Origin of the sequence: Nonomuraea sp. NPDC049625 (assembly GCF_040675285.1) — a bacterium.
In the GTDB taxonomy this organism is placed as follows: Bacteria; Actinomycetota; Actinomycetes; order Streptosporangiales; family Streptosporangiaceae; genus Nonomuraea; species Nonomuraea angiospora_A.
On the sequence record NZ_JBFAOQ010000027.1, the window covers coordinates 79,950 to 101,111 of the forward strand.

Genomic DNA, 21,162 nt, shown 5'->3' on the forward strand with positions numbered 1-21,162 from the left:
AAGGCCGATCGCGTGGCTCCAGGACATCGGGCAAGAAGTCACGTCGGGAGACGTCCCGTATCAAACTGTTTTGCCGCCGAGCAGGCCGAAAATCACGCCCAGACCCGCCCACGCGGCTCTCTGCAGCCATTCCGTCGTTGACGCCTGTGAGGGAGTGGGATTGGCGATGAAAAAACCTGAATAAATAGCCCCACCCACGAAGAGGACGGTAAAGCCGAGCACCACGAAGAAAACGAGCCGGAAATTCCGGTCCACGGTCGTCGCGCCGCCGCCCGGGCTCATTCCGGCCCTCCTGCGTACCGGCGGGAGCGCGCCGCCGGGCTCGGCACGGGTGGGCCGTTCCGGTCCGCATCGACCTTGATGATCAGCCCGTCTATGGGGATGACCTCTTCCTCCGTGGCCGGGCGTGCTCCCTGCGGGGACTCGAGCGTGGTCCCGGCTTTCACGATCAGGGTCAGCTCGCCGAGAGGGCGTCTGAATATGGCGTGGAGGGCCGCACGCATGCCGGAGTTGCCGGCCATCGTCAGGACCATGGCCGCGAGTCCCGCCGTGGCGAATCCCCAATAGAATCCGTTCATGACTCCCTCTGGGATCGCAGTGCCCGCTATCGGCGCGATTCCCTTTTCCCGGGCTCGGATCCCGCTGTCGCGGGAATTTTGACTCAGCCTTTCCGGGGTGAGGGCGCCGCTTCGGAGTCTGGCTGGGGTGTCGCTCCGGGGTCGGGCCGGGGTGGGGTTTCGGTGCGGAGTGGGATCTCGCGGATGAGCCAGGCGATCGCGAAGGAGATCGCCGCGAGGGCCGAGGCGCCGATGAGGAGGGCGTGCAGGCCGCTGGTGACGGCCTCGCGGACGGCGTCGGCCACGGGGGCGGGCAGGTGGGGCAGCGAGCCGGGTGTCAGCTCGCCGCTCCGCTCCAGTTGCCCGGCCTGGCCGGGGCCGAGGTGGGCGGTCAGGTGGGTGCGCATCCGGGCCGCGTACAGGGTGCCGAGCACGGCGATGCCCAGCGATCCGCCGACGGTGCGCAGCAGGGTGACGGTGCCGCTGGCGGCGCCCATGTCGCGCGGGTCGGCGCCGTTGATCGTGATGAGCGTGGTGCTCTGCATCACCAGGCCGATCCCCGTCCCGATGACGAGGGTGAGCGCCGAGGCGGCCGGTGCGGGGGTGGAGGCGTCGAGCAGGAGCAGGGCCAGGGCACCTGCGGTCATGAGCGCGCCGCCGAGGATCGGATAGCGGCGGTAGCGGCCGTCTCGGCTGATGAGGCGGCCTGTGACCAGTTGCGCGGCGAGCATGCCGAACATCAGCGGCAGCAGCAGCATGCCGGCCGCCGCGGGCGAGGCGCCCTGGACGAACTGCATGTACTGGGGCAGGTAGTTGGTCACGCTGACCATGGCTGCGCCGACGAGGAAGCTGAGGACCTGGGCCAGGGTGAAGCCGCGGTCGGCGAACAGCCGGGGTGGGATGACCGGTTCGGCGGCCCGGCGTTCGACGGCGACGAATCCGGCCAGCGCGAGCGCGGAGAGCGCGCCCAGGCCGAGGACCTGGGGTGAGGTCCAGGCGTACGCGGTGCCCGCCCAGCCGGCCAGCAGGGTCAGGGCCACGATGGCGGTGGTGAGCAGGGCCGCGCCGCCGTAGTCGATGCGGGGCTTGACGCGTTCGGCAGGCGGGAGGTGGATCCGGGTGGAGATGATCAGCAGCGCCACGGCGCCGACGGGCAGGTTGACGTAGAAGGTCCAGCGCCAGCTCAGGTAGTCGGTGAGCAGGCCGCCGAGGAGTGGCCCGCCGACGTACGCGATCGGCATGATGACGCCGATCATCGACTGCAGCCGGCCGCTCTCACGCGGCGGTACGAGAACGCCGATGATGGCCAGCGCCCCGACCATGAGCCCGCCCGCGCCGAGCCCCTGCACGGCGCGGAAGGCGATGAGCTGGCCCATGTCCTGCGACAGCCCGGCCAGTCCCGACCCGGCCAGGAAGAGCGCGATCGCGCTGATGAAGGTCGCCTTGCGGCCGAACAGGTCGCCGACCTTGCCCCAGATCGGGGTGGTGGCCGCGGCGGCGAGCAGGTAGGCGGTCACGACCCAAGGGAGGCGGTCCAGGCCGCCGAGGTCGCCCGCGATCGTGGGCAGCGCGGTGCCCACGATCAGGCCGTCCAGCATGGCCAGGAACATGCCGAGCAGCAGGCCGAACACGCCGACGTAGAGGGATCGGGTCATGGCGCGTCACGCCGCGTACGGCCGGACGGCCTTGGCCTCGCGCAGGGCCTGCGCCCACCAGGCGAGCCGGTCCAGCATCACCTTGGCGGCGGGCTCGACGGCCGGGTCGACCGTCCTGCCCTCGCCGTCGAACTGCTCCCAGACGCGCTGGAAGCCGACCCCGTCGCGGATGGTGACCGCGTGCAGCTCGGCCAGGACCAGGCGCAGCTGTTCGACCGCGCGCAAACCGGCGGAGAAGGCGCCGTAGGAGACGAAGGCGACCGGCTTGGCGTGCCACTCGGGGCCGTGCCAGTCGATGGCGTTCTTCAGCGCGGCCGGGAAGCTGTGGTTGTACTCCGGCGTGACGATCACGAAGGCGTCGGCCGCCGCCATCCGCGGTGACACCGCGGCCAGCAGGTCTCTGGCCTCCTGGGAGGCCGGGGGCTCGCCGAGGACCGGGAAGACGGTCGGCAGCGGCGTCTCGACCAGGTCGATGAGGTCGGCTTCCATGTCGCCGCGCTGGTCGAGCAGGCCGACGATCCAGTTGCTCACGACCGTGCCGAGGCGGCCGTCGCGGGTGCTGCCGAGGATGACCGCGACCTTGAGCGGGCTGTCGTTCATGGGGGACTCCGTTTGTGTACGTCGTATCCAGCGAGATACAACGTACACACGAGAATGTACGTTGTCCACTTCGGATACGCTGTATCGGACACGGAAGGGGAGCCACATGGCCGTTGAGAAAGACAAACCGCGCGAACCGCTCTGGGCGCGCCTGGAACGTCCGGCCCCCGCCCCGCGGCAGACCCTCTCGCCGCAGCGCATCGCCACGGCCGCGGTGGGGATCGCCGACGCCGAGGGCCTGGACGCGGTCACCATGCGCCGCCTGGCCACCGAGCTGGGCGTCGCGCCCATGGCGCCCTACCGGTACGTGTCAGGCAAGGACGAGCTGCTGGAGCTGATGGTCGACCACGTCTACGAGGAGCTGCGGCTGCCCGAGGGACTCGGCTGGCGGGAGACGATGCGCGCCCTGGGGCACGGCACGCGCGAGATGATGCTGCGGCACCCGTGGCTGGCTCAGCTGTCCCCGCAGGCCATGCTCGCGCTCACCCCGCGCCGCATGGCCGTCACCGAGCGCTCCCTCTCGGCCCTGGCCGGATCGGGGCTCGACCCCGACACGACGATGAGCGTGTTCCGCGCCGTGGACGCCTACGCCAACGGCGCCATGGCGTACGAGATCGCCGTGCAGAGCTTCATGGACCAGCAGGGCTGGGCCGACGGGGGCGAGCTGCGCAGTGAGCTCGCCCCGCAGATGACCTGGCACATCCAGACCGGGCGTTACCCCACCTTCGAGGGCTATCTGATGACGGCCACCCGCAAGGACGACGTTCTCTGGCGGTTCGAGACCGGCCTCGAGTACGTCCTCGACGGCATCGCCGCCAAGCTGGGGATCTGAGGAACGGCTACCGGTAGCGGGCGCGGCCCTCGCCCGGCACCACTTCCCCGAGCACCCAGGCGTCCAGCCCGCGTGCCCCCAGCACCCTGACGGCCTCGTCCGCCGAGCCGGCGGCCACGATGGCCGCCATCCCGACCCCGAGGTTGAACGTGCGGTCCATGTCCTTCTGGGCGATCTGCCCGTGCCCGGCGAGCACCCCGAAAACGGCGGGCGGCGTCCAGGAGGCCCGGTCCAGCACGGCGTCGAGATGGCCCGGCAGCGACCGTGACAGGTTGCCCTCGATGCCGCCGCCGGTGATGTGCGCGTAGGCGTGCACGTCGACGGTCCGGGCCAGCTCCAGGCAGTCGAGGGAGTAGATCCGGGTCGGCTCCAGCAGCTCCTCGCCCAGCGGCCGCCCCAGCTCGGGCAGGACGGCGTCGAGCGACAGGGAGGCCTCGCGGAGCACGTGGCGTACCAGGGAGTAGCCGTTGGAGTGGATCCCGGAGGAGGCCAGCCCCAGCACCACGTCACCCGCCACGACCCGGGAGGACCCCAGCATGGCGGAGGCCTCGACGACGCCCGTCCCGGCGCCCGCCAGGTCGTACTCGTCCGGCCCCATGGCCCCGGGGTGCTCGGCCGTCTCGCCGCCCACCAGCGCGGCCCCGGCCAGGCGGCAGCCCTCGGCCACGCCGCCGACGATCTCGGCGACGCGCTCGGGCACCACCTTCCCGCAGGCGATGTAGTCGGTCATGAACAGCGGCTCGGCCCCGCACACCACCAGGTCGTCGAGGACCATGCCGACCAGGTCGATGCCGATGGTGTCGTGCTTGCCGTACCGCTGGGCGATCATGACCTTGGTGCCCACGCCGTCGGTGGAGGTGGCGAGCAGCGGCCGCTCGTAACGCAGGAGGGCCGAGGCGTCGAACAGCCCGGCGAACCCGCTGGCGTCGTCGACCACCTCGGGCCGCCGCGAGCGCGCCACCTTGCTCTTCATCAGGTCGACGGCACGCTCGCCCGCCTCGATGTCGACGCCCGCGGCCTCATAAGTGCTCACGCTTTGCTCTCCAACACGAACTTGCCCACGTTGTCCTGGTCGATGGGGATCGGGTAGGAGCCGTCGAAGCAGGCCCTGCACAGGCGGTCGGCGGGGATGGTGGTGGCCTTGGTCAGGCCCTCCAGGGAGATGTAGCCGAGCGAGTCGGCGCCGAGCGAGGCGCGGATCTCCTCGACCGACAGCGACCCGGCGATCAGCTCGGCCCTGGTGGCGAAGTCGATGCCGTAGAAGCACGGCCAGGCCACGGGCGGCGAGGAGATGCGTACGTGCACCTCCTTGGCCCCAGCCTCGCGCAGCATCTTGACGATGGCCCGCTGGGTGTTGCCGCGCACGATCGAGTCGTCCACGACCACCAGCCGCTTGCCCGCGACCACCTCGCGCAGCGGGTTGAGCTTCAGCCGGATGCCGAGCTGGCGGATGGTCTGCGAGGGCTGGATGAACGTGCGGCCCACGTAGGAGTTCTTGACCAGGCCCTGCCCGTAGGGGATCCCGCTCTCCTCGGCGTAGCCGACGGCCGCCGGGGTGCCGGACTCGGGCGTGGGGATGACCAGGTCGGCCTCCACGGGGTGCTCGCGGGCCAGCACGCGGCCCACCTCGACCCTGGTGACCTGGACGCCGCGCCCGGCGATGGTGGTGTCGGGGCGGGCGAGATAGACGTACTCGAAGAGGCAGCCCTTGGGCTCGGCCAGCGCGAAGCGGCGAGACCTGACGCCGCGCTCGTCGATGGTCAGCAGCTCGCCCGGCTCGATCTCGCGGACGAACGTGGCGCCCACGATGTCGAGCGCGGCCGTCTCGGAGGCCACCACCCAGCCGCGCTCCAGCCGGCCCAGGACCAGCGGGCGGATGCCCTGCGGGTCGCGGGCCGCGTAGAGCGTCTTCTCGTCCATGAACACCAGCGAGTAGGCGCCCTTGACCTGCGGGAGCAGCTCCGCCGCCGAGTCCTCGATGGAACGCGTGCGGTCCTGCGCGAGCAGCGTGGTCAGGACCTCGGTGTCGGTCGTCGCGCGGGTGGAGCCCGGAGCCAGGCGCTGGGCCAGCTCCGGGGTGTTGATCAGGTTGCCGTTGTGGGCGAGCGCGAGGCCGCCGACGTCGGTGGAGCTCAGCGTGGGCTGCGCGTTCTCCCACACGCTCGATCCGGTGGTGGAGTAGCGGCAGTGGCCGATGGCCAGGTGGCCGCGCAGGGTGCTGAGCACCGACTCGTCGAAGACCTGGGCGACCAGGCCCATGTCCTTGTAGACGAGGATGCGGCTGCCCTCGCTGACCGCGATGCCCGCGGACTCCTGCCCGCGGTGCTGCAACGCGTACAGCCCGTAGTAGGTGAGTTTGGAAACTTCCTCGCCTGGAGCCCAGACACCGAAGACGCCACAGGCATCTTTAGGCGCGCGGTCATCGAGGTCCAGGTCATGGCCGAGCCGGCCGTCGCCCTTCAGCACATGCCTCAGTTTAGGTCGGCCGCTTCTGTGCTCGCACACTCGGGGGCGATATCAGGCGACGTGGCTGGATCTGCCCGCATTTGAACCGTCCCGGATGATCTCTCCGGTGAGGTTTCGGTTCGCCGCGGATCCGAGGAAGAGGATCAGCGCGGCCAGGTCGTCCGCGGTGGACAGCCTGCGGGTGGGCGTGCGGGCAGCGATGGCGTCCAGCGCCTCCTGCGACACCGGGCGCTCCCGCTCGGTCAGCGTGAGCCCGGCGACGGCCACGTTCACCAGGATGCCGTCCTTGCCGGCGTCCCAGGCCAGCGCGCGGGCCATGCCGTGCAGGGCCATCTTGGCGGTGCCGTACGCGCCCGGCCCCGGCAGCCCCTCCTCGCCCGCGCCCGACGAGACGAACACGATCCGCCCGAACCCCCTGTGCCGCATCCCCGGCAGCACGGCCTGCACGAGCAGGGCGTTGGCCACCACGTTGGCGTGCATGACCGCCGACCACTCGGCCGCGGGCACGCCCTCGAAAGGCACGCTGTTGGGCATGATGGTGCCCCAGCGGACGGCGTTGGCCACCAGGGCGTCCACCTCGCCCGCCTGGGCGACCGCGGGCGCAATGGTCGCGTGGTCCTCCAGGTCCAGGTGTACGGCCGCGGCCTGGCCGCCCTCCTCCTCGATCCGCTTGACGACCCCGGCCGCCCGGTCCGCGCCCGTGTTGTAGGTGATCGTGACGCGCGCCCCGGCCTTGGCGTACGCGAGCGCGGTGGCGGCGCCGATGCCCGACGAGCCACCTGTGATCAGTACGTGCATGGAGACGATCCCTTCAAGTTAGCCGACTAATTAGCCAGCTAACTGGAGAAGCCGCCCTGGTCGCAAGGGGATTTCGCTGGGAGCGAAACGACTAATGGGTGATGGCGCGTACGAGCCGGGCCAGCAGGGTGCGCTCCTCGGCGTCGAAGCCGCGCAGCAGCTCCTCGTCCAGCCGGTTCCAGATGGCTTCCACCGGCTGCTGCAGCGCCTTGCCCGCGTCCGTGAGGTAGACGCGGGTCACCCGCGCCCGGCCGGGGTCGGGCGCGCGGCGGACGAGCCCGGCGCGCTCCAGGCGCTGGAGGGTCTTCGTGACAGTGGGCGGCTCGACGCCGAGCCTGGTGATGAGCTCGCCCTGGCAGAGGCCGTCCTGCCGCCACAGTTGGTTGAGCAGCAACTCCTGCCCGGCGTGCAGCCCGAGCGGGCCCAGCTCGGCGGCCAACTGGTTGCGGTGCGCCTTCATGACCTTGATCAGCGCGTACGTCAGGGTCTCCTCCAGCATGCACCCATCTTGCCCGCCGCCTGCGGTTTTGGCGCATGGTGACCCAAGTATCGGAAGCCTTTTACCGTGTCGCGTGGTTTAGCCGACCCCCTCCGCGAAAGGGTGAAGTGTCCGGCAATTGAGCCGTCGGGGAGACGTATGACCACACCTGAGGACCCGAACGAGCCCCGCCCGGGCCAGGGCCCGCGCGAAGGCCGTCCGGAAGAGGAAGAGCCCGGCCGGCACGCGCCTGAGTGGTGGCGCGACGGCGAGCCGGAGGAGGAGCGGCGGGAGCCTGCTCAGGAGGGCGAGGAGCCGATCGCTCCCGTGCCGCCCGTGGTGCCCCCGCCCGACGTGCCGCCCACGCACGAGCCCAGGCCGGGTGGTGAGCCGACCCATCCCGACCTGCCCACCTCACCCGAGACCCCGCCGCCCACGGGAGGCGACGCCGAGGCGACCCAGGCGTACCAGATCCCCGGGGCCACCCCGACCTACCCGGGCTGGGGGGCCGCCCAGGGGGAGCCGCCGGCCAGGCCGGCGCCATCCCGCTACGAACAGGACGACCAGCGGCCCTACCCGCCCCCGCCGCCGGACCAGGGGCCGCCCGGCGGCGGCACCCCGGGCGGGTACGCCGCCCCGCCACCGGGACAGGAGCCGACCGTCCCCGGCACGACGCCGTCCAGCCCGTACGGCGGCCCGCCCGGCTACGGTCCGCCGCCCTACGGCGTCCCCTACCAGCAGGCCCAGCCCGGCAGCGGCCTGGCCACGGCGTCGCTGGTGCTGGGCGTGGCCAGCCCCTTTCTGGTCTTCGTCTGCTTCACGGGCCTGATCACCGCCATCCTGTCGATCGTCTTCGGCTGCGTGGCGCTCGCCAAGCGCGCCGGCAAGGGCCGCGCGATCGCCGGCATCGTGATCAGCGGGCTCTCGCTGGTGCTCTTCGCGATCGTGGCGATCTGGTTCTGGCACGTGGTGCAGGAGTGCGCGCACCTGCCCAGCCCGCTCGTGGACAAGTGCGTCCAGGACAAGTTTCCCTGGATGGGCGGCACCCGCGGCTAGGAAGGCTGGAGCGGCAGGTGCTCTGACAGGTCCGCCCGCGACCCGCTGGCGGACACCAGGTTCTTCGCCATCGCCTCCGCCCAGGTGAGTCGGCCCAGGGCCAGCTCCATCCAGGTGCGGCCGTCCATCTCGACCACGTTCGGCGGCGTGCCCCGGGTGTGGCGGGGGCCCTCGACGGCCTGGACGGCGGCGTACGGCGGCACGCGTACCTCCACGGTCCTGCCGGGCGCGGCGGTCGCCAGCCGGTCGAGCAGGTAGCGCACCGCCTGCCTGGCCGCGGCGCGCTCGGGCTCGAGCCCCCGGTCGTAGGCGGCCAGCACGGCGGCCACGAGCGCGTCGGGCAACGACGACGCGGGACCGTCGTAGGCGGGCTCGTCGAGGGCGACGAGCTGGGCGTCGAGCGCCGCTCTCAGCTTCTCTTGATCCAGTTTGCGTGGTGGCACCTCACCATTGTCTCCCTGGCAGCGTTCATCGAGACGGAGGTCATCGTTCACCTCCGGTTTTGACAGCGGCCGTAGCCTCCCCGCCGTACAACCGCGCACAAATATGGAGGATCTGTGGCGAACCGGAACGCGGGCGGGCGGCTGCTGCCGCTGATTTCCACCCCGCACAAGGGCGGTCGCTCCGCGATGACGTGTCAGTTCCGCTGCGGGAACGCGTGCGCGCATGACGTGGCGAACACCAGTGGCAACGCTTATTTCGGCGATGTGGTCAAGGAGGCGCTGTCGCGCCGGGGCGTGCTGCGCGCCGGCGCGCTCGGCGCCCTCGTGGCGGGCGCGGGGATCGCGGGGGCCGTGCCGGCCATGGCCGACGACCCCGAGGCGCAGGCCGCTGAGCTCGCCCGGGGCGGGAATTCCGGCGACCTCCGGTTCACCCCGGTCGCGCCGAACAAGGACGACAAGCTGACCATCCCCGATGGCTACCGCTCGTCCGTGGTCGTGCGCTGGGGCGACCCCGTGCTGCCCGACGCCCCCGCTTTCGACTTCGACAACCAGAGCGCCGACGCGCAGGCCAAGCAGTTCGGCTACAACTGCGACTATGTCACGCTCCTGCCGATGGGCCGTGACCGCGCCCTGCTGTGGGTGAACCACGAGTACACCAACGAGGCCCTGATGTTCCGCGGTTACACCGGCGGCGCCGCCGCGACCGAGGAGCAGATCAAGATCGCGCTGGCCGCGCACGGCGGCTCGGTCGTGGAGGTCGAGCGGGCCGGCGCGGGCGAGTGGAAGCTGGTCACCAAGGGCCGCCGCCGCTACAACCGCCGCATCACCGCCCAGACCAAGATGAAGTTCTCCGGCCCCGCGGCCGGCAGCGACCTGCTCAAGACGGCCGCCGACCCCGCGGGCCGCACCCCCGTCGGCATGCTGAACAACTGCTCGGGCGGCACCACCCCCTGGGGCACCGTGCTGACCGCCGAGGAGAACTTCGACCAGTACTTCGTCAACGGCGACAAGGTGCCCGAGGCGCAGAAGCCGTACATCACCCGCTACACCATCACCACCGGCACCCCGTCGGGCAACCGCCGGTTCGACCGGGTGGAGGAGCGCTTCGACCTGGCCAAGCACCCGCAGGAGGCCAACCGGTTCGGCTGGATCGTGGAGATCGACCCGTTCGACCCCGACTCCACGCCGATCAAGCGGACCGCGCTCGGGCGCTTCAAGCACGAGGCCGCCAACACCACGCTGGCCCGCGACGGCCGCCTGGTCGTGTACATGGGTGACGACTCGCGCTCCGAGTACATCTACAAGTTCGTCTCCAAGAACCGCTACATCCCCGGCTTCGACCGGCACAACCGGACGCTGCTGGACGAGGGCACCCTGTACGTGGCCAAGTTCACCGGCGACAGCCCCGCCTCCGAGATCGACGGGAGCGGCAAGCTGCCCTCCGACGGCGAGTTCGACGGCTCGGGCGAGTGGATCCCGCTGGTCTCGGGCGACAAGTCGTACGTGGACGGCATGACCGCCGTCGAGGTCCTGGTCTACACCCGCCTGGCCGCCGACAAGGTGGGCGCGACCAAGATGGACCGCCCGGAGGACATGGAGCGCAACCCGGTCACCGGCGCCGTGTACGTGGCGCTCACCAACAACACCAACCGCACCGCGGCCCAGGTGGACGAGGCCAACCCGCGCCCCTCGAACAAGCACGGCCACGTCCTGGAGATCGTGGAGCGGCGCGACGACGCGGGCGAGAAGACGTTCGCGTGGTCGCTCCCGCTGGTCTGCGGCGACCCGAACGACCCCAACACCTACTTCGCCGGCTACGACAAGACCAAGGTCTCGCCGATCTCGTGCCCGGACAACGTGGCGTTCGACCGTGACGGCAACCTGTGGATCTCCACGGACGGCAACCAACTCGGCAGCAACGACGGCATGTTCGTGATGCCCGTGCGCGGCAAGGAGCGCGGCCACCTGCGCCAGTTCCTCACCGTCCCGTTCGGCGCGGAGACCTGCGGCCCGCTGGTGACCGCCGACCAGCGCAGCGTCTTCGTCGCGGTGCAGCACCCCGGCGAGACCGACGGCGCGAACCCCGACAACCCCAGCAGCCACTGGCCCGACGGCGACCAGCCGCGTCCGTCGGTCGCGGTGGTCTGGCACGGCCAGGGCAAGAAGATCGGCGCTTGACCTCAAGTTAACTTGAGGCAATACCGTTCCATGCCATGAGCATGGAGATGACCGCCTGGCACCAGCTGTATTCGATGAACAACCAGAAGGAGCGTCGCCCTGTCTCCAGGGCGACGCTCCGGCGTATCGGCGGGTTCGCGCGCCCGCACCGGCGGAAGTTGACGCTGTTCCTGGTGCTCAGCGTGGTGATGGCGGGCTTGGCGGTGGGGTCCCCGCTGCTCGCGGGCCGGGTGGTGGACGCCATCTTCAACAGCGAGCCGCTCGACGTGGTCGTGGTGGTGGCGCTCGCGATCGCGGGCCTGGCCCTCGCGGAGGCGGGGCTCGGGCTGCTCAACCGGTGGTTGTCGGCGGGCCTGGGCGAGGACCTGATCCTCGACCTGCGTACGGCCGTCTTCGACCACGTGCAGAAGATGCCCGTCGCGTTCTTCATGAGGACGCGCACCGGCGCGCTGGTCAGCCGCCTGAACAACGACGTGATCGGGGCGCAGCGGGCGTTCACCGACACCCTGTCCGGCGTGGCGGGCAACGTCGTGACGCTCGTGCTGACGCTCATCGCCATGATCGGCATCTCCTGGCAGATCACGCTGCTCGCGCTCCTGTTGCTCCCGGTCTTCGTACTGCCCGCCCGCCGGATGGGCTCCCGGATCGCCAGGCTGCGGCGCGAGGCGGCCGACCACAACGCGGCCATGGGCACGCAGATGACCGAGCGCTTCTCGGCGCCCGGCGCGACGCTGGTCAAGCTGTTCGGCCGGCCCGCGCACGAATCGGCCGAGTTCGCCCACCGAGCCAGGCGGGTGCGCGACATCGGCGTGCGCTCCGCCATGACCCAGTCGGCCTTCGTCACCGCGCTGACGCTGGTCTCGGCCCTGGCCCTGGCGCTCGTGTACGGCCTCGGCGGCTTCTACGCCCTGCGCGACCAGCTCGCGCCCGGCGCGCTCGTGTCGATGGCCATGCTGCTCACCCGCCTGTACGCGCCCCTGACCGCGCTCGCCAGCGCCCGCGTGGACGTCATGAGCGCGGTCGTCAGCTTCGAGCGCGTCTTCGAGGTGCTCGACCTCGAACCGCTCATCAAGGAGAAGCCCGACGCCCGCGAGGTCCCGGAGGGCCCGGTCTCCGTCGAGTTCGACGACGTCCGCTTCGCCTACCCCTCGGCCGACAAGGTCTCGCTCGCCTCGCTGGAGGAGGTCGCCACGCTCGACTCGCGCGGCGGCGTCGAGGTGCTGCACGGCGTCTCGTTCCGGGCCGAGCCGGGCCAGATGGTGGCGCTGGTCGGCTCGTCCGGCGCGGGCAAGTCCACGATCGCCCAGCTCCTGCCCAGGCTGTACGACGTCGACTCCGGCGCCGTACGGCTCGGCGGCGTGGACGTGCGCGACCTGACCGCCGACTCGCTGCGCGACACGCTCGGCATGGTCACCCAGGACGGCCACCTCTTCCACGACACGATCAGGGCGAACCTGCTGCTGGCCAGGCCCGAGGCGAGCGAGGACGACATCTGGGACGCCCTCACCAGGGCCAGGCTGGCCACCCTGATCGAGTCGCTGCCCGACGGGCTCGACACGGTCGTGGGGGAGCGCGGCTACCGCCTGTCGGGCGGCGAGCGCCAGCGGCTGACGATCGCCCGGCTGCTGCTGGCCAGGCCCCGGGTGGTCATCCTGGACGAGGCCACGGCGGCGCTCGACTCCACCTCCGAGGCGGCCGTGCAGGCGGCGCTCGGGGAGGCGCTCGAAGGCAGGACCGCCGTGGTGATCGCCCACCGGCTCTCCACGATCCGCGCCGCCGACCTCATCCTCGTGATCGAGGACGGGCTCGTGGTCGAGCGGGGCACGCACGCCGACCTGCTCGCCGCCGGGGGCCGCTACGAGGAGCTCTACCGCACTCAGTTCGACGAGCCGACGGTCGCCATGGTCTGAGGCTCGTCGCGCCGGGTCTCGCGGCGGTCCCGCAGCGAGTAGAGGGCGACCGGGATCGCCGCCAGCACCACGACGGCCGCGATGACCAGCGTGAACTGGTACGCGTCCAGGAAGGCGAGCAGCGGCGCCCGGTCGCTGCCGCTCTGCCTGGCGCTCAGGATCGCCCCCAGCACGGTGATGCCGAGCAGCCCGAACACCTCGCGTGACACGTTCAGGACGCCCGAGGCCACGCCCGACCTGCCCTGGGGCATGCCACCGAGGACCGCCGCCGTCAGGGGCACGAGCATGCCACCGCCCAGCCCGTACAGCAGGAACCAGGGGGCCACGTCGGCGTAGTCGGCGTCGGCGCCCACACCGGAGAGCAGGTAGATCGCCGTGCCCATGAGCGCCATCCCCAGCGCCACCGTGGGACCGATGCCGATGCGCGCGCTGATCCGCTGCGACAGGATCGCGATCACGGCCATGACCAGGGCCATCGGCACGAACGACGCGCCCGCCTGGGTGGGGGAGAAGCCGAGCACGTTCTGCAGCCACAGGGCGCTGAAGAAGTAGATCCCGAACACGCCGAACGACCAGATGCCGCTGGTGAGCAGCCCGCCGCTGAACACCCTGGACCTGAAGAGCGAGATCGCGATCATCGGCTCGGAGGCCCGCGCCTCGACCAGCACGAACGCCACGGCCGCCGCCGCGAACACGCCGAACGCGGCCAGGATCTCCGGCGAGGTCCACCCCACGCTCTCACCCTCGATGAGCGCATATGTCAGGGCGAACAAGGCGAGGGCGGAGGTGGCCAGCCCGGGCAGGTCGATCCGGTGCCGCACGCGGGTGAACGCGGGCCTGACCGCCCACATCCCCAGGCCGAACGTCACCACGCCGATCGGCACGTTGATCAGGTAGATCCAGCCCCAGTGCAGGTTCTGGCTGATGAAGCCGCCCGTGATCGGCCCGAGCGCCATGGAGAGCGCCCCCGCGGCGCTCCAGATGCCCACGGCCCTGCCGCGCTCGCCGGGGTCGGGGAAGATCTGGCTGATCAGCGTGAGCGCGGTGGGCGTGAGCAGCGCCGCCCCCACCCCCTGCACGGCCCGCGCGGCGATCAGCGCCGCGCCGGACGTGGCCAGCCCGGCCGCCAGCGAGGCCAGCGTGAAGACGGCCAGCCCGCCGAGGAACACCCTGCGGGCCCCGAACACGTCCGCCAGCCGGCCGCCGACCAGCATCAGCCCGGCGAAGACCAGGATGTACGAGCTCACGATCCATTCGAGACCCGAGATCGCCAGCCCGAGCTCCCGCTGGATCGTCGGCAACGCGACATTGCCGACGTTGTTGTCCAAGTAAGTCATGAATGTGCCCAAGGTCACCGCGACCAACGCCCACCACCGCACGGACATCTCCTCCTATACGCCGTACTTGTACGTCGTATAGTTGAACTTGTACGGCGTATAGTTGTCAACCGTGATGGGAAAACTGACCGCCCAGGCGATCGCGGAGCGGGCACTGGAGATCGGTGATGCCGAAGGGCTCGACACCGTGACGATCCGGCGCCTGGCCACGGACCTGGGCGTGACCCCGATGGCCCTCTACTGGCACTACAAGAACAAGGACCAGCTGCTCGTCGGCATGGCCGACCACCTGATCGGCGGCTTCGCGCCCAAGCAGGCCGACGAACGCCCGTGGCAGGAGCAGTTCCGCGACCTGATCGAGGGGCTGATCAGGACGCTGCGCGCGCATCCCTGCGCCAAGAGCGTGATCGAGCAGATCGACCCCGTCGAGGTGCCGAACTTCCTGGCCGTCTGGGACCAGGCGCTCGGCCTGGCCCGCAGCGCCGGGTTCGGCGTCGACGAGAGCTGCCTGATCAGCAAATATCTGCTGCAGAGCGCCATCGCCATCGCCGACGCCCCCGTGCACGTCAAGACCGTCAACCCGGATGCGCTCAGGACCAAGCTGGCGGGCCTGCGGTCGCTGCCCGAGGAGACGTACCCGCACCTGGTCGAGATGGCCTCACCGCTGGTCAGGGGGACGGAGCCGGGGTTGTACGACACGTTCGGCGTCGATCTGGTGCTCAGCGGCATAGAGGCGCTCGCGCCCAAAGGTTAGAGTCTCGATCATGCCCTTTGAGCTGATCTGCGAGATCGAACCTCCCACCAAGCCCGATCTGAAGCACGTCAGGCACCAGATCGGCACCATGAGCAAGATCGCCCACTCGTTCCTCATCCCCGACAACCACATCGGGCGCGCGACGGTGTCGAGCGTGGCGGTGGCGCACGAGGTCGAGGCCATGGGCGGGCGCGGCATCGCCTGCCTCAACTCACGCGACCGCAACCTGCTGGGCTTCCGCCGCGACCTGCTCACGGCGGCGGCCTACGGGGTGGACCAGTTCCTGTTCGTCTACGGCGACAAGCCCACGAGCGGCAACCGGACCAGCGACCTCACCGTGCGCTCGATGATCGAGGAGGCCAGGGAGTTCTCGCCCGGCATGCGGCTGGGCGCGGCGGCCTCGATGCGCTCGCTGCCCGCGTGGAAGCGCGCGGCCGACTTCCTGTTCCTTCAGGTCGGCTTCTCGCTGGAGGCGCAGCTGCGCTGGCGCGAGACCCACCCGGTGGACGTGCCGGTCTACGCGGGCGTCATGGTCCTGGCCAGCGAGCGCCACGCCAGGATGCTGGCCGCCGCCATCCCCGACATCCACCTGCCGGAGGACCTGATCGCGAAGGTGGCCGCGGACCGCATGGCCGGCGTGGAGGCGGCCTGCGAGCAGGTGCTCGCCCTGCGCGACTCGGGCGCCTTCGACGGCGTCCACCTCATCCCGGTCTCCCGCTACCGCGACGTGGAGTCCAGGCTCGCCACCGCCCTCTGAGGACGCGCCAGGGCCGCGAGCAGCGCACCCGTGAGGGCCACGGCGAAGAGCGCGGCGTACGCGCGCTGGAAGCCGTCCATGAGCTGTCCCACCGCCACCGGCGACAGCCTGGACAGGGTGCCCGCGTACACCTGGGCCCGCAGCCCGGGCCCCACGGAGGCGGTCAGGACGCTGAGCGACAGGCCGACGCTGATCACGATGCCGACGTTCATGATCATGACGCGGAACCCGTTGACCACGCCCAGGCTGCCGGTCGGCAGCGCCCGCATGACCTGGGTGGTGTTGCCGGTCAGGAACGTTCCGCTGCCGCAGCCGGCCACGAACAGGCCGATCCCGATCACCCAGTACGGCGTGGCGGGATCGGCGGTCAGCATCAGCGTCCCGAGCCCGAGAGCGCTGAGCACCGCCCCGCCGATGGACAGCGCGTACGGCGACACCCGCCGTCCCAGCAGGCCCACGATCGGCGAGGCCAGCCCGATCCCGACGGGCACCGGCAGCACGCTCAGCCCCGCCGTGAACGCGTCCACCCCCCTGGCCGCCTGGAAGTACAGCGCCACCACCAGGATCAGCGCCGAGCGGGCCAGGGCGTTGCAGAACGAGGCCAGATTCGCGTAGGCCAGCAGCCGCCCGCCGAAGAGCCGCAGGTCCAGCACCGGGTTCGAGGAGCGCCGCTCGGCCAGCGCGATCAGCGGCAGCAGCACCAGGAAGACCGCCGCGCCCGTCAGCACCACGGGGCTGGTCAGCCCGGCCGAGCCCGTCTCCGACAGCGCCAGCAGCACCGCCGTCAGTGCCGCGAACACCAGCACGTTGCCCAGCGCGTCCACGGGCTCCTTCGGCCGCCTGGGCATCCTGCGCAGGATCACCGCCCCCACGGTCAGCGCGGCCAGCCCGGCGGGCACGTTCACCCAGAAGATCCACTGCCAGCCCGCGGTCTCCGCGATCAGCCCGCCCAGCGTGGGCCCGGCCAGCTGCGCCACCGACAGCGTGCCGATGTAGACGCCCATGCCCTGGCTCAGCCGGTCCCGCGGGAACGCGTCCGTGATGATCACCGTGCCGTTCGCCAGGATCATCGCCGCCCCGATCGCCTGCAGCACGCGCATCGCGATCAGGAACCACACGCTCGGCGACAGCCCGGCCAGCAGCGAGGCCACCGTGAAGATAGCGAACCCCGTCAGGTAGACCTCCCGCCTGCCCAGCAGGTCCGCCACCCGGCCGAAGAAGACCAGGCTCGCGGTGTTCACCAGCAGGAACGCCAGGAGGATCCACCCCGACTCCAGGGCGTTGGCGTGGAAGTGCCGCACGACCGTCGGGAGCGCGACGTTGAGCGTGCTGCCGGCGATGCCGATGAGGACCAGCCCCAGGCTGGTGACCGCGCAGACCTGCCAGGCGTAGCGTAAGCGGCTGGCGTCGTGAGGAATGACCGCGACCATGCCCTCCACTATGACGTACGGCGTACGTACCGGTTCTGGCGGGCGGGAGCTAGCGGGCCCTCTTGCGCAGGCCGTCGAGGTCGTGGATGACCACCCGCCGCCGCCCGGTCTCGATGAGCCCCCGGTCGCGCAGCGTGCGCAGCGCCTTGCTGACCGCCTCGCGGGAGGCGCCCGTCCAGCCGGCCAGCTCGTCCTGCGACAGGGGCAGCGCCACGCGTACCCCGCTGTTGGTCTTCTCGCCGTAGCGGTCGGCGAGCTCCAGCAGGCGCGTGGCGACCCGGCCCGTGGTGTCGAACGCGCCGTACTCGATGCGCTTCCTGTCCGCGTCCCGCAGCCTGCCGGTGACGAGCTGCATGAGCAGCACGGCGATGCGCCCGTGGGACTCCAGGAACGACGAGAAGTCCCGCACCACGATGCCCGCGATCGGCTCCAGCGCGGTCACCGTGGCCGAGCGGGGCGATCCGTCGATGGCCGACATCTCCCCGAGCAGCGCGCCGGGACCGCGCACGGCCAGCACCACCTCGGTGCCGGCGCTCGTGTGCGACGAGCACTTGACCCGGCCCTCCGTCAGCACGAGGACCCAGTCGGACGTGTCGCCCTCGTTGATCACGGTCGTGCCGCGATCCCAGCGTCGCGGGCGACCGGCCGCGCGCAGGGCCGCGACCTCCTCCTCGGTGAGCATGGACAGAAACTCGCCGGACTCTGGCTCCATGCGCCCGATTATGGCGGTACGGGAGTCACCCTTCTATTGCAAATCAGTCAGAACATACGCATTGACGAGCTCTTCCTTGCCCTTGAGGTTGAGCGGGCCCAGAGGGTTCACCGACGCGCCACGTCCCAGTTGCCGGAGCGTCGTCTCGCCGATGACGACCGTGCCCGGCTCGGCGATGCCCTCGAGCCTGGCGGCCACATTCACGCAGTCGCCCATCGCGTTGAAGCCGCGCAGCTCCGGGCTGCCGATGTTGCCGACCAGCGCGGGACCGGTGTTGACGCCCACCCTGAACGTCGGCCACGGGACGTCGTCCACCCGCTTCCACGCCATCTCCTCGGCCACCTCGGCGGCGGCCCGCTGCATCTCCAGCGCGGCCTTGCAGGCGGCCCGCGCGTGGCCCGCCTGGGCTGCGGGCGCGTTGAACAGGGCCAGCAGCGCGTCGCCGACGAACTGCACGATCGTGCCGCCGTTGTTGAGGATGCAGGGGACGGCGGCCGTGTGGTAGCGGTTGAGCATCTCGACGATCTCGCCCGGCGTGACCTTCTCGGAGAACGTCGTGAAGCCCTTGAGGTCGGCGAAGAGCGCGGTCAGCTCCTTCAGCTCGCCGCCCAGCGCGGCCTGCGCCGGGTCGGCCAGCAGGGCGTTGGCCACGTCGGGCGACATGTACTGCCGGAAGAGCGTGTCGAGCTCCTGGTAGAGGCGGGCGTTCTCCAGCGAGATCGACAGCTGCCCGGCCAGCGTGGCGGCCAGCGCCTCGTCCTGCTGGGTGCGCCCGATGGGCACCTCCAGCACGCCCGCCAGGTGGCCCTTGACCGTCAGGGGGAAGGCCAGCAGGTTGTCACGCCTGATGGGCTCGTTGTCGGCGAACTCGTACTCGCGCGAGCCGATCTCCGTCTTGCCCTCCGCGACCAGGCCGATCTTCACGTCGCCGTACGCCTGCCGCACCCGGTCCAGGGCCGTGGCCAGGAGCTGGTCCTCGGGCAGGCCCACCCGGGTCTGGGCGCTCACGGCCACCATGGCGGACAGCCGCCCGGACAGCTCGCGCTCGTTGGCCAGCGCCTCGCCCGCCCGGTCGAGCACCGCGACCTGGCTCTCGTTCAGCCGGAACTTGCCCGACAGCCGGGCCGCGGCCAGCGGCTCGCCCCGCCGTACGTGCTCGACCAGCTCCTCAAGGGCCTTGTCGTAGTCCTGCTGGATGCGCCGCACGGTCGCCGCCAGCGTCACCGAGTCGAACAGGCCCGCGCTCGACCCCTCCCGCCTGAACTGCAGGTAGGCGCTGTAGGCCACGAAGACGAAGGCCAGCGTGAGCAGCAGGTGCCACTCCCACCAGGACAGATGCCAGTTGAGCTGCGACATCCCGGCGATCATGGCCTCGGCCAGCAGCGCGTACGCCGTGATCAGGCTGATCAGCATGGCCGACGGGCGCTTGCGGTGCAGCAGGAACATCATCACGCTCGCCGCGCCGTACAGCAGGACGCCGGGGATCGACGCCCAGGCCAGCCAGTCGACCGGGGACGCCATCGGCGGCTCGCTGAGCCGCGTCAGCCCCGGGACCAGCGACGTGACGCCCCAGATGAGCATGAAGCCGAACAGCACCGCGCGGATGAAGTGCTGGGCGTCCAGGACCTTCCTGGCCGCCGCGTCGCCCAGCGGCAGCGCCGAGGCGAACGCGAACGCCGCCGCGACGGAGAGCCCCACCTGCTGGCCCACGTCGAAGCCCAGCGAGCCGATCGGCAGGATGATGTCCGGCGTGGCCAGGCCGTGCATGAAGAAGAAGCCGGCGCTGCTCAGGAAGACCATGGACACGAGGAACAGCCGGGCGTCCTGGCGGCGCCGCGACGCCTCGCTGATCATCACTCCGAGGACCACGTTGATCCCGGCCACCGTGATGATCATCCAGAAGTGGCTGAGGTTGTGGTGCCACATGATGTTGACCTGGGGCTGGGCCAGCAGAAGCCAGAGCCCCAGCAGTGGCAGCACCAGGTGGATCCCCCAGACCACGCCGCGTACGGGCTGAGTGGCCGGAGGCAGGTAGGGGGTTGACACAGACCCGATTATCCCCCGGAGATCGACGCGGCCAATGCGTCGTTTTACTCACCGCTGTCTCTAAATCCCGTCAATCTGGTCAGTAACCCTCCGTTTCGTGATGGATACGTTATGTAGTTCTTGCCATCTCTTGGAACGATTGAAACGTGAATCTCATGGACAACATGAGCATCACTTGTTCGGAAGGACAGCCGTGGCTAACAAGATTCGCGGTGGGCGCACGCTCACCCTCGCCGCCGTGGGGGCGCTGGCCGCCTCGCTCCTCACCGTCGGTGGCGTCGCCACCGCATCGTCGGCCGCTGGCGAGGTGCACGCCTGCGTGCACAAGAAGACGCGGTACGCCCGCATCGTCAACCCCGCCACGAAGTGCCGGAAGACGGAGGAGCGGATCCTGATCGGCGGCGCCTCCCAGACGACCATCCAGCAGGGCCAGCAGGGGGCGCAGGGCGCGAAGGGCGAGACCGGCCCGGCCGGCCCCCAGGGGCCGAAGGGCGAGATGGGCCCGAAGGGCCCGCAGGGCCTCAAGGGCGCGGACGGCCCGCAGGGTCCGAAGGGTGCGGACGGCAAGGACGGCCTGCCCGGCAAGAACGGTCAGGACGGTAAGGACGGCCTGCCTGGTAAGGATGGCCAGGACGGCAAGACCGGCCTGCCCGGCAAGAACGGCGAGGACGGCAAGAACGGCCTCCCCGGCAAGGACGGTAAGGACGGTAAGGACGGCCTCCCCGGCAAGCAGGGCGAGCAGGGTGAGCAGGGTGAGCAGGGCCCGCGCGGTCCCCAGGGTCCCCAGGGGCCGCAGGGCCCGAAGGGTGACTCCGGCGACGGCGCGAGCTACACCTCCTACACCAGGACCGCGTCCCTGAACTCGACCGGCTCCGCGACGGCCAGCTGCGACAAGGGCGGCATGATGACCGGCGGCGGGTTCTCGTTCGAGGCCCTCAAGAACGCCATCGTCATGAGCAGCGCGCCCAGCGGCGGCACCGGCTGGACGGTCAGCGTGGCCAAGGACGACAACGGCAACAACACCTACTCGTCCACCGCCACCGACCAGAAGACGACCACCACCAGCCACGGCACCAACGTCAGCGGCACCGTCTACGTCGTCTGCCTGGGCCAGAAGAAGGCCTGACACGCGAAGAAGGGCCGGTACGGGCAC

20 protein-coding genes are annotated in these 21,162 nt (G+C 70.7%); 7 read left to right on the forward strand and 13 right to left on the reverse strand.

Annotated elements, in window-relative coordinates; all coding sequences use genetic code 11:
* Positions 1 to 60: 60 nt before the first annotated feature.
* The 4 genes from AB0J87_RS58920 to AB0J87_RS58935 form a co-directional block, all read right to left on the reverse strand.
* Positions 61 to 282, reverse strand: a complete 222-nt coding sequence (locus tag AB0J87_RS58920; RefSeq protein ID WP_363983960.1) for a hypothetical protein — start codon at positions 280 to 282, stop codon at positions 61 to 63.
* Positions 279 to 578 carry a hypothetical protein gene (locus tag AB0J87_RS58925; protein WP_363983962.1) on the reverse strand — a complete coding sequence of 100 codons (300 nt, stop codon included), beginning with the start codon at positions 576 to 578 and terminating at the stop codon, positions 279 to 281. Before AB0J87_RS58925 ends, AB0J87_RS58920 begins: the two co-directional genes overlap by 4 nt.
* A gap of 83 nt (positions 579 to 661) precedes the next feature.
* Positions 662 to 2,212, reverse strand: a complete 1,551-nt coding sequence (locus AB0J87_RS58930) for an MDR family MFS transporter (protein WP_363983964.1) — start codon at positions 2,210 to 2,212, stop codon at positions 662 to 664.
* Between the two features lie 6 nt (positions 2,213 to 2,218).
* On the reverse strand, positions 2,219 to 2,812 hold the full coding sequence (locus tag AB0J87_RS58935; protein WP_363983966.1) for an NAD(P)H-dependent oxidoreductase: 594 nt from the start codon (positions 2,810 to 2,812) through the stop codon (positions 2,219 to 2,221).
* Positions 2,813 to 2,918: 106 nt separating this feature from the next.
* Here AB0J87_RS58935 and AB0J87_RS58940 point away from each other — a divergent pair, with 106 nt between their 5' ends.
* The gene (locus AB0J87_RS58940; protein WP_363983968.1) at positions 2,919 to 3,644 is read left to right on the forward strand and encodes a TetR/AcrR family transcriptional regulator C-terminal domain-containing protein; all 726 of its coding nucleotides are present in this window, start codon (positions 2,919 to 2,921) and stop codon (positions 3,642 to 3,644) included.
* Between the two features lie 7 nt (positions 3,645 to 3,651).
* Here the strand turns inward: AB0J87_RS58940 and purM are convergent, their stop codons facing one another.
* The 4 genes from purM to AB0J87_RS58960 form a co-directional block, all read right to left on the reverse strand.
* Complete coding sequence (gene purM, locus AB0J87_RS58945) at positions 3,652 to 4,677, reverse strand: phosphoribosylformylglycinamidine cyclo-ligase (RefSeq protein ID WP_363983970.1); 1,026 nt, start codon at positions 4,675 to 4,677, stop codon at positions 3,652 to 3,654.
* Positions 4,674 to 6,110 carry an amidophosphoribosyltransferase gene (gene purF / locus AB0J87_RS58950; protein ID WP_355207726.1) on the reverse strand — a complete coding sequence of 479 codons (1,437 nt, stop codon included), beginning with the start codon at positions 6,108 to 6,110 and terminating at the stop codon, positions 4,674 to 4,676. The genes purM and purF overlap by 4 nt, the downstream gene beginning before the upstream one ends.
* Positions 6,111 to 6,161: 51 nt before the next feature.
* A complete protein-coding gene (locus tag AB0J87_RS58955) occupies positions 6,162 to 6,908 on the reverse strand; it encodes an SDR family NAD(P)-dependent oxidoreductase (RefSeq protein ID WP_363983973.1) in 747 nt (248 codons plus the stop codon).
* 91 nt (positions 6,909 to 6,999) lie between these two features.
* On the reverse strand, positions 7,000 to 7,407 hold the full coding sequence (locus AB0J87_RS58960; RefSeq protein ID WP_350737404.1) for a MarR family transcriptional regulator: 408 nt from the start codon (positions 7,405 to 7,407) through the stop codon (positions 7,000 to 7,002).
* A gap of 138 nt (positions 7,408 to 7,545) precedes the next feature.
* Here AB0J87_RS58960 and AB0J87_RS58965 point away from each other — a divergent pair, with 138 nt between their 5' ends.
* Positions 7,546 to 8,442: a DUF4190 domain-containing protein gene (locus AB0J87_RS58965; RefSeq protein ID WP_363983975.1), complete on the forward strand. Its 897-nt coding sequence runs from the start codon at positions 7,546 to 7,548 to the stop codon at positions 8,440 to 8,442.
* Here the strand turns inward: AB0J87_RS58965 and AB0J87_RS58970 are convergent.
* On the reverse strand, positions 8,439 to 8,885 hold the full coding sequence (locus AB0J87_RS58970) for a sterol carrier family protein (protein WP_350737399.1): 447 nt from the start codon (positions 8,883 to 8,885) through the stop codon (positions 8,439 to 8,441). The genes AB0J87_RS58965 and AB0J87_RS58970 overlap by 4 nt on opposite strands.
* Positions 8,886 to 8,999: 114 nt before the next feature.
* Here AB0J87_RS58970 and AB0J87_RS58975 point away from each other — a divergent pair, with 114 nt between their 5' ends.
* Together AB0J87_RS58975 and AB0J87_RS58980 are read left to right on the forward strand one after the other, a co-directional pair.
* Positions 9,000 to 11,063, forward strand: coding sequence for a PhoX family phosphatase (locus AB0J87_RS58975; protein ID WP_363983977.1), 2,064 nt, complete (start codon positions 9,000 to 9,002; stop codon positions 11,061 to 11,063).
* Between the two features lie 35 nt (positions 11,064 to 11,098).
* Positions 11,099 to 12,973: an ABC transporter ATP-binding protein gene (locus tag AB0J87_RS58980; RefSeq protein WP_363983979.1), complete on the forward strand. Its 1,875-nt coding sequence runs from the start codon at positions 11,099 to 11,101 to the stop codon at positions 12,971 to 12,973.
* On the opposite strand, the gene AB0J87_RS58985 is transcribed toward AB0J87_RS58980, so the two are convergent.
* Positions 12,940 to 14,358: a DHA2 family efflux MFS transporter permease subunit gene (locus tag AB0J87_RS58985; protein WP_363983981.1), complete on the reverse strand. Its 1,419-nt coding sequence runs from the start codon at positions 14,356 to 14,358 to the stop codon at positions 12,940 to 12,942. The genes AB0J87_RS58980 and AB0J87_RS58985 overlap by 34 nt on opposite strands.
* Positions 14,359 to 14,425: 67 nt before the next feature.
* Here AB0J87_RS58985 and AB0J87_RS58990 point away from each other — a divergent pair, with 67 nt between their 5' ends.
* Complete coding sequence (locus AB0J87_RS58990; RefSeq protein ID WP_350737639.1) at positions 14,426 to 15,064, forward strand: TetR family transcriptional regulator; 639 nt, start codon at positions 14,426 to 14,428, stop codon at positions 15,062 to 15,064.
* A 10-nt stretch (positions 15,065 to 15,074) separates the two neighbouring features.
* On the forward strand, positions 15,075 to 15,821 hold the full coding sequence (locus tag AB0J87_RS58995; RefSeq protein WP_363983983.1) for a methylenetetrahydrofolate reductase: 747 nt from the start codon (positions 15,075 to 15,077) through the stop codon (positions 15,819 to 15,821).
* Here the strand turns inward: AB0J87_RS58995 and AB0J87_RS59000 are convergent.
* The 3 genes from AB0J87_RS59000 to AB0J87_RS59010 are packed head-to-tail and all read right to left on the reverse strand — an operon-like array spanning position 15,782 to position 20,009.
* On the reverse strand, positions 15,782 to 17,251 hold the full coding sequence (locus AB0J87_RS59000; protein WP_363983985.1) for an MFS transporter: 1,470 nt from the start codon (positions 17,249 to 17,251) through the stop codon (positions 15,782 to 15,784). The two genes, AB0J87_RS58995 and AB0J87_RS59000, sit on opposite strands and share 40 nt — an antisense overlap.
* Before the next feature lie 49 nt (positions 17,252 to 17,300).
* On the reverse strand, positions 17,301 to 17,963 hold the full coding sequence (locus tag AB0J87_RS59005) for a Crp/Fnr family transcriptional regulator (RefSeq protein ID WP_363983987.1): 663 nt from the start codon (positions 17,961 to 17,963) through the stop codon (positions 17,301 to 17,303).
* 33 nt (positions 17,964 to 17,996) lie between these two features.
* Positions 17,997 to 20,009: an adenylate/guanylate cyclase domain-containing protein gene (locus tag AB0J87_RS59010; RefSeq protein WP_363983989.1), complete on the reverse strand. Its 2,013-nt coding sequence runs from the start codon at positions 20,007 to 20,009 to the stop codon at positions 17,997 to 17,999.
* A 193-nt stretch (positions 20,010 to 20,202) separates the two neighbouring features.
* Here AB0J87_RS59010 and AB0J87_RS59015 point away from each other — a divergent pair, with 193 nt between their 5' ends.
* Positions 20,203 to 21,135: a hypothetical protein gene (locus AB0J87_RS59015; RefSeq protein ID WP_363983991.1), complete on the forward strand. Its 933-nt coding sequence runs from the start codon at positions 20,203 to 20,205 to the stop codon at positions 21,133 to 21,135.
* Positions 21,136 to 21,162 lie beyond the last annotated feature (27 nt).

Coding starts and splice junctions, on each gene's coding strand:
- AB0J87_RS58920 (WP_363983960.1), bottom strand. CDS start 282: ATGAGCCCGGGCGGCGGCGCGACGACCGTGGACCGGAATTTCCGGCTC.
- AB0J87_RS58925 (WP_363983962.1), bottom strand. CDS start 578: ATGAACGGATTCTATTGGGGATTCGCCACGGCGGGACTCGCGGCCATG.
- AB0J87_RS58930 (WP_363983964.1), bottom strand. CDS start 2,212: ATGACCCGATCCCTCTACGTCGGCGTGTTCGGCCTGCTGCTCGGCATG.
- AB0J87_RS58935 (WP_363983966.1), bottom strand. CDS start 2,812: ATGAACGACAGCCCGCTCAAGGTCGCGGTCATCCTCGGCAGCACCCGC.
- AB0J87_RS58940 (WP_363983968.1), top strand. CDS start 2,919: ATGGCCGTTGAGAAAGACAAACCGCGCGAACCGCTCTGGGCGCGCCTG.
- AB0J87_RS58955 (WP_363983973.1), bottom strand. CDS start 6,908: ATGCACGTACTGATCACAGGTGGCTCGTCGGGCATCGGCGCCGCCACC.
- AB0J87_RS58960 (WP_350737404.1), bottom strand. CDS start 7,407: ATGCTGGAGGAGACCCTGACGTACGCGCTGATCAAGGTCATGAAGGCG.
- AB0J87_RS58965 (WP_363983975.1), top strand. CDS start 7,546: ATGACCACACCTGAGGACCCGAACGAGCCCCGCCCGGGCCAGGGCCCG.
- AB0J87_RS58980 (WP_363983979.1), top strand. CDS start 11,099: ATGAGCATGGAGATGACCGCCTGGCACCAGCTGTATTCGATGAACAAC.
- AB0J87_RS58985 (WP_363983981.1), bottom strand. CDS start 14,358: ATGTCCGTGCGGTGGTGGGCGTTGGTCGCGGTGACCTTGGGCACATTC.
- AB0J87_RS58990 (WP_350737639.1), top strand. CDS start 14,426: ATGGGAAAACTGACCGCCCAGGCGATCGCGGAGCGGGCACTGGAGATC.
- AB0J87_RS58995 (WP_363983983.1), top strand. CDS start 15,075: ATGCCCTTTGAGCTGATCTGCGAGATCGAACCTCCCACCAAGCCCGAT.
- AB0J87_RS59000 (WP_363983985.1), bottom strand. CDS start 17,251: ATGGTCGCGGTCATTCCTCACGACGCCAGCCGCTTACGCTACGCCTGG.
- AB0J87_RS59005 (WP_363983987.1), bottom strand. CDS start 17,963: ATGGAGCCAGAGTCCGGCGAGTTTCTGTCCATGCTCACCGAGGAGGAG.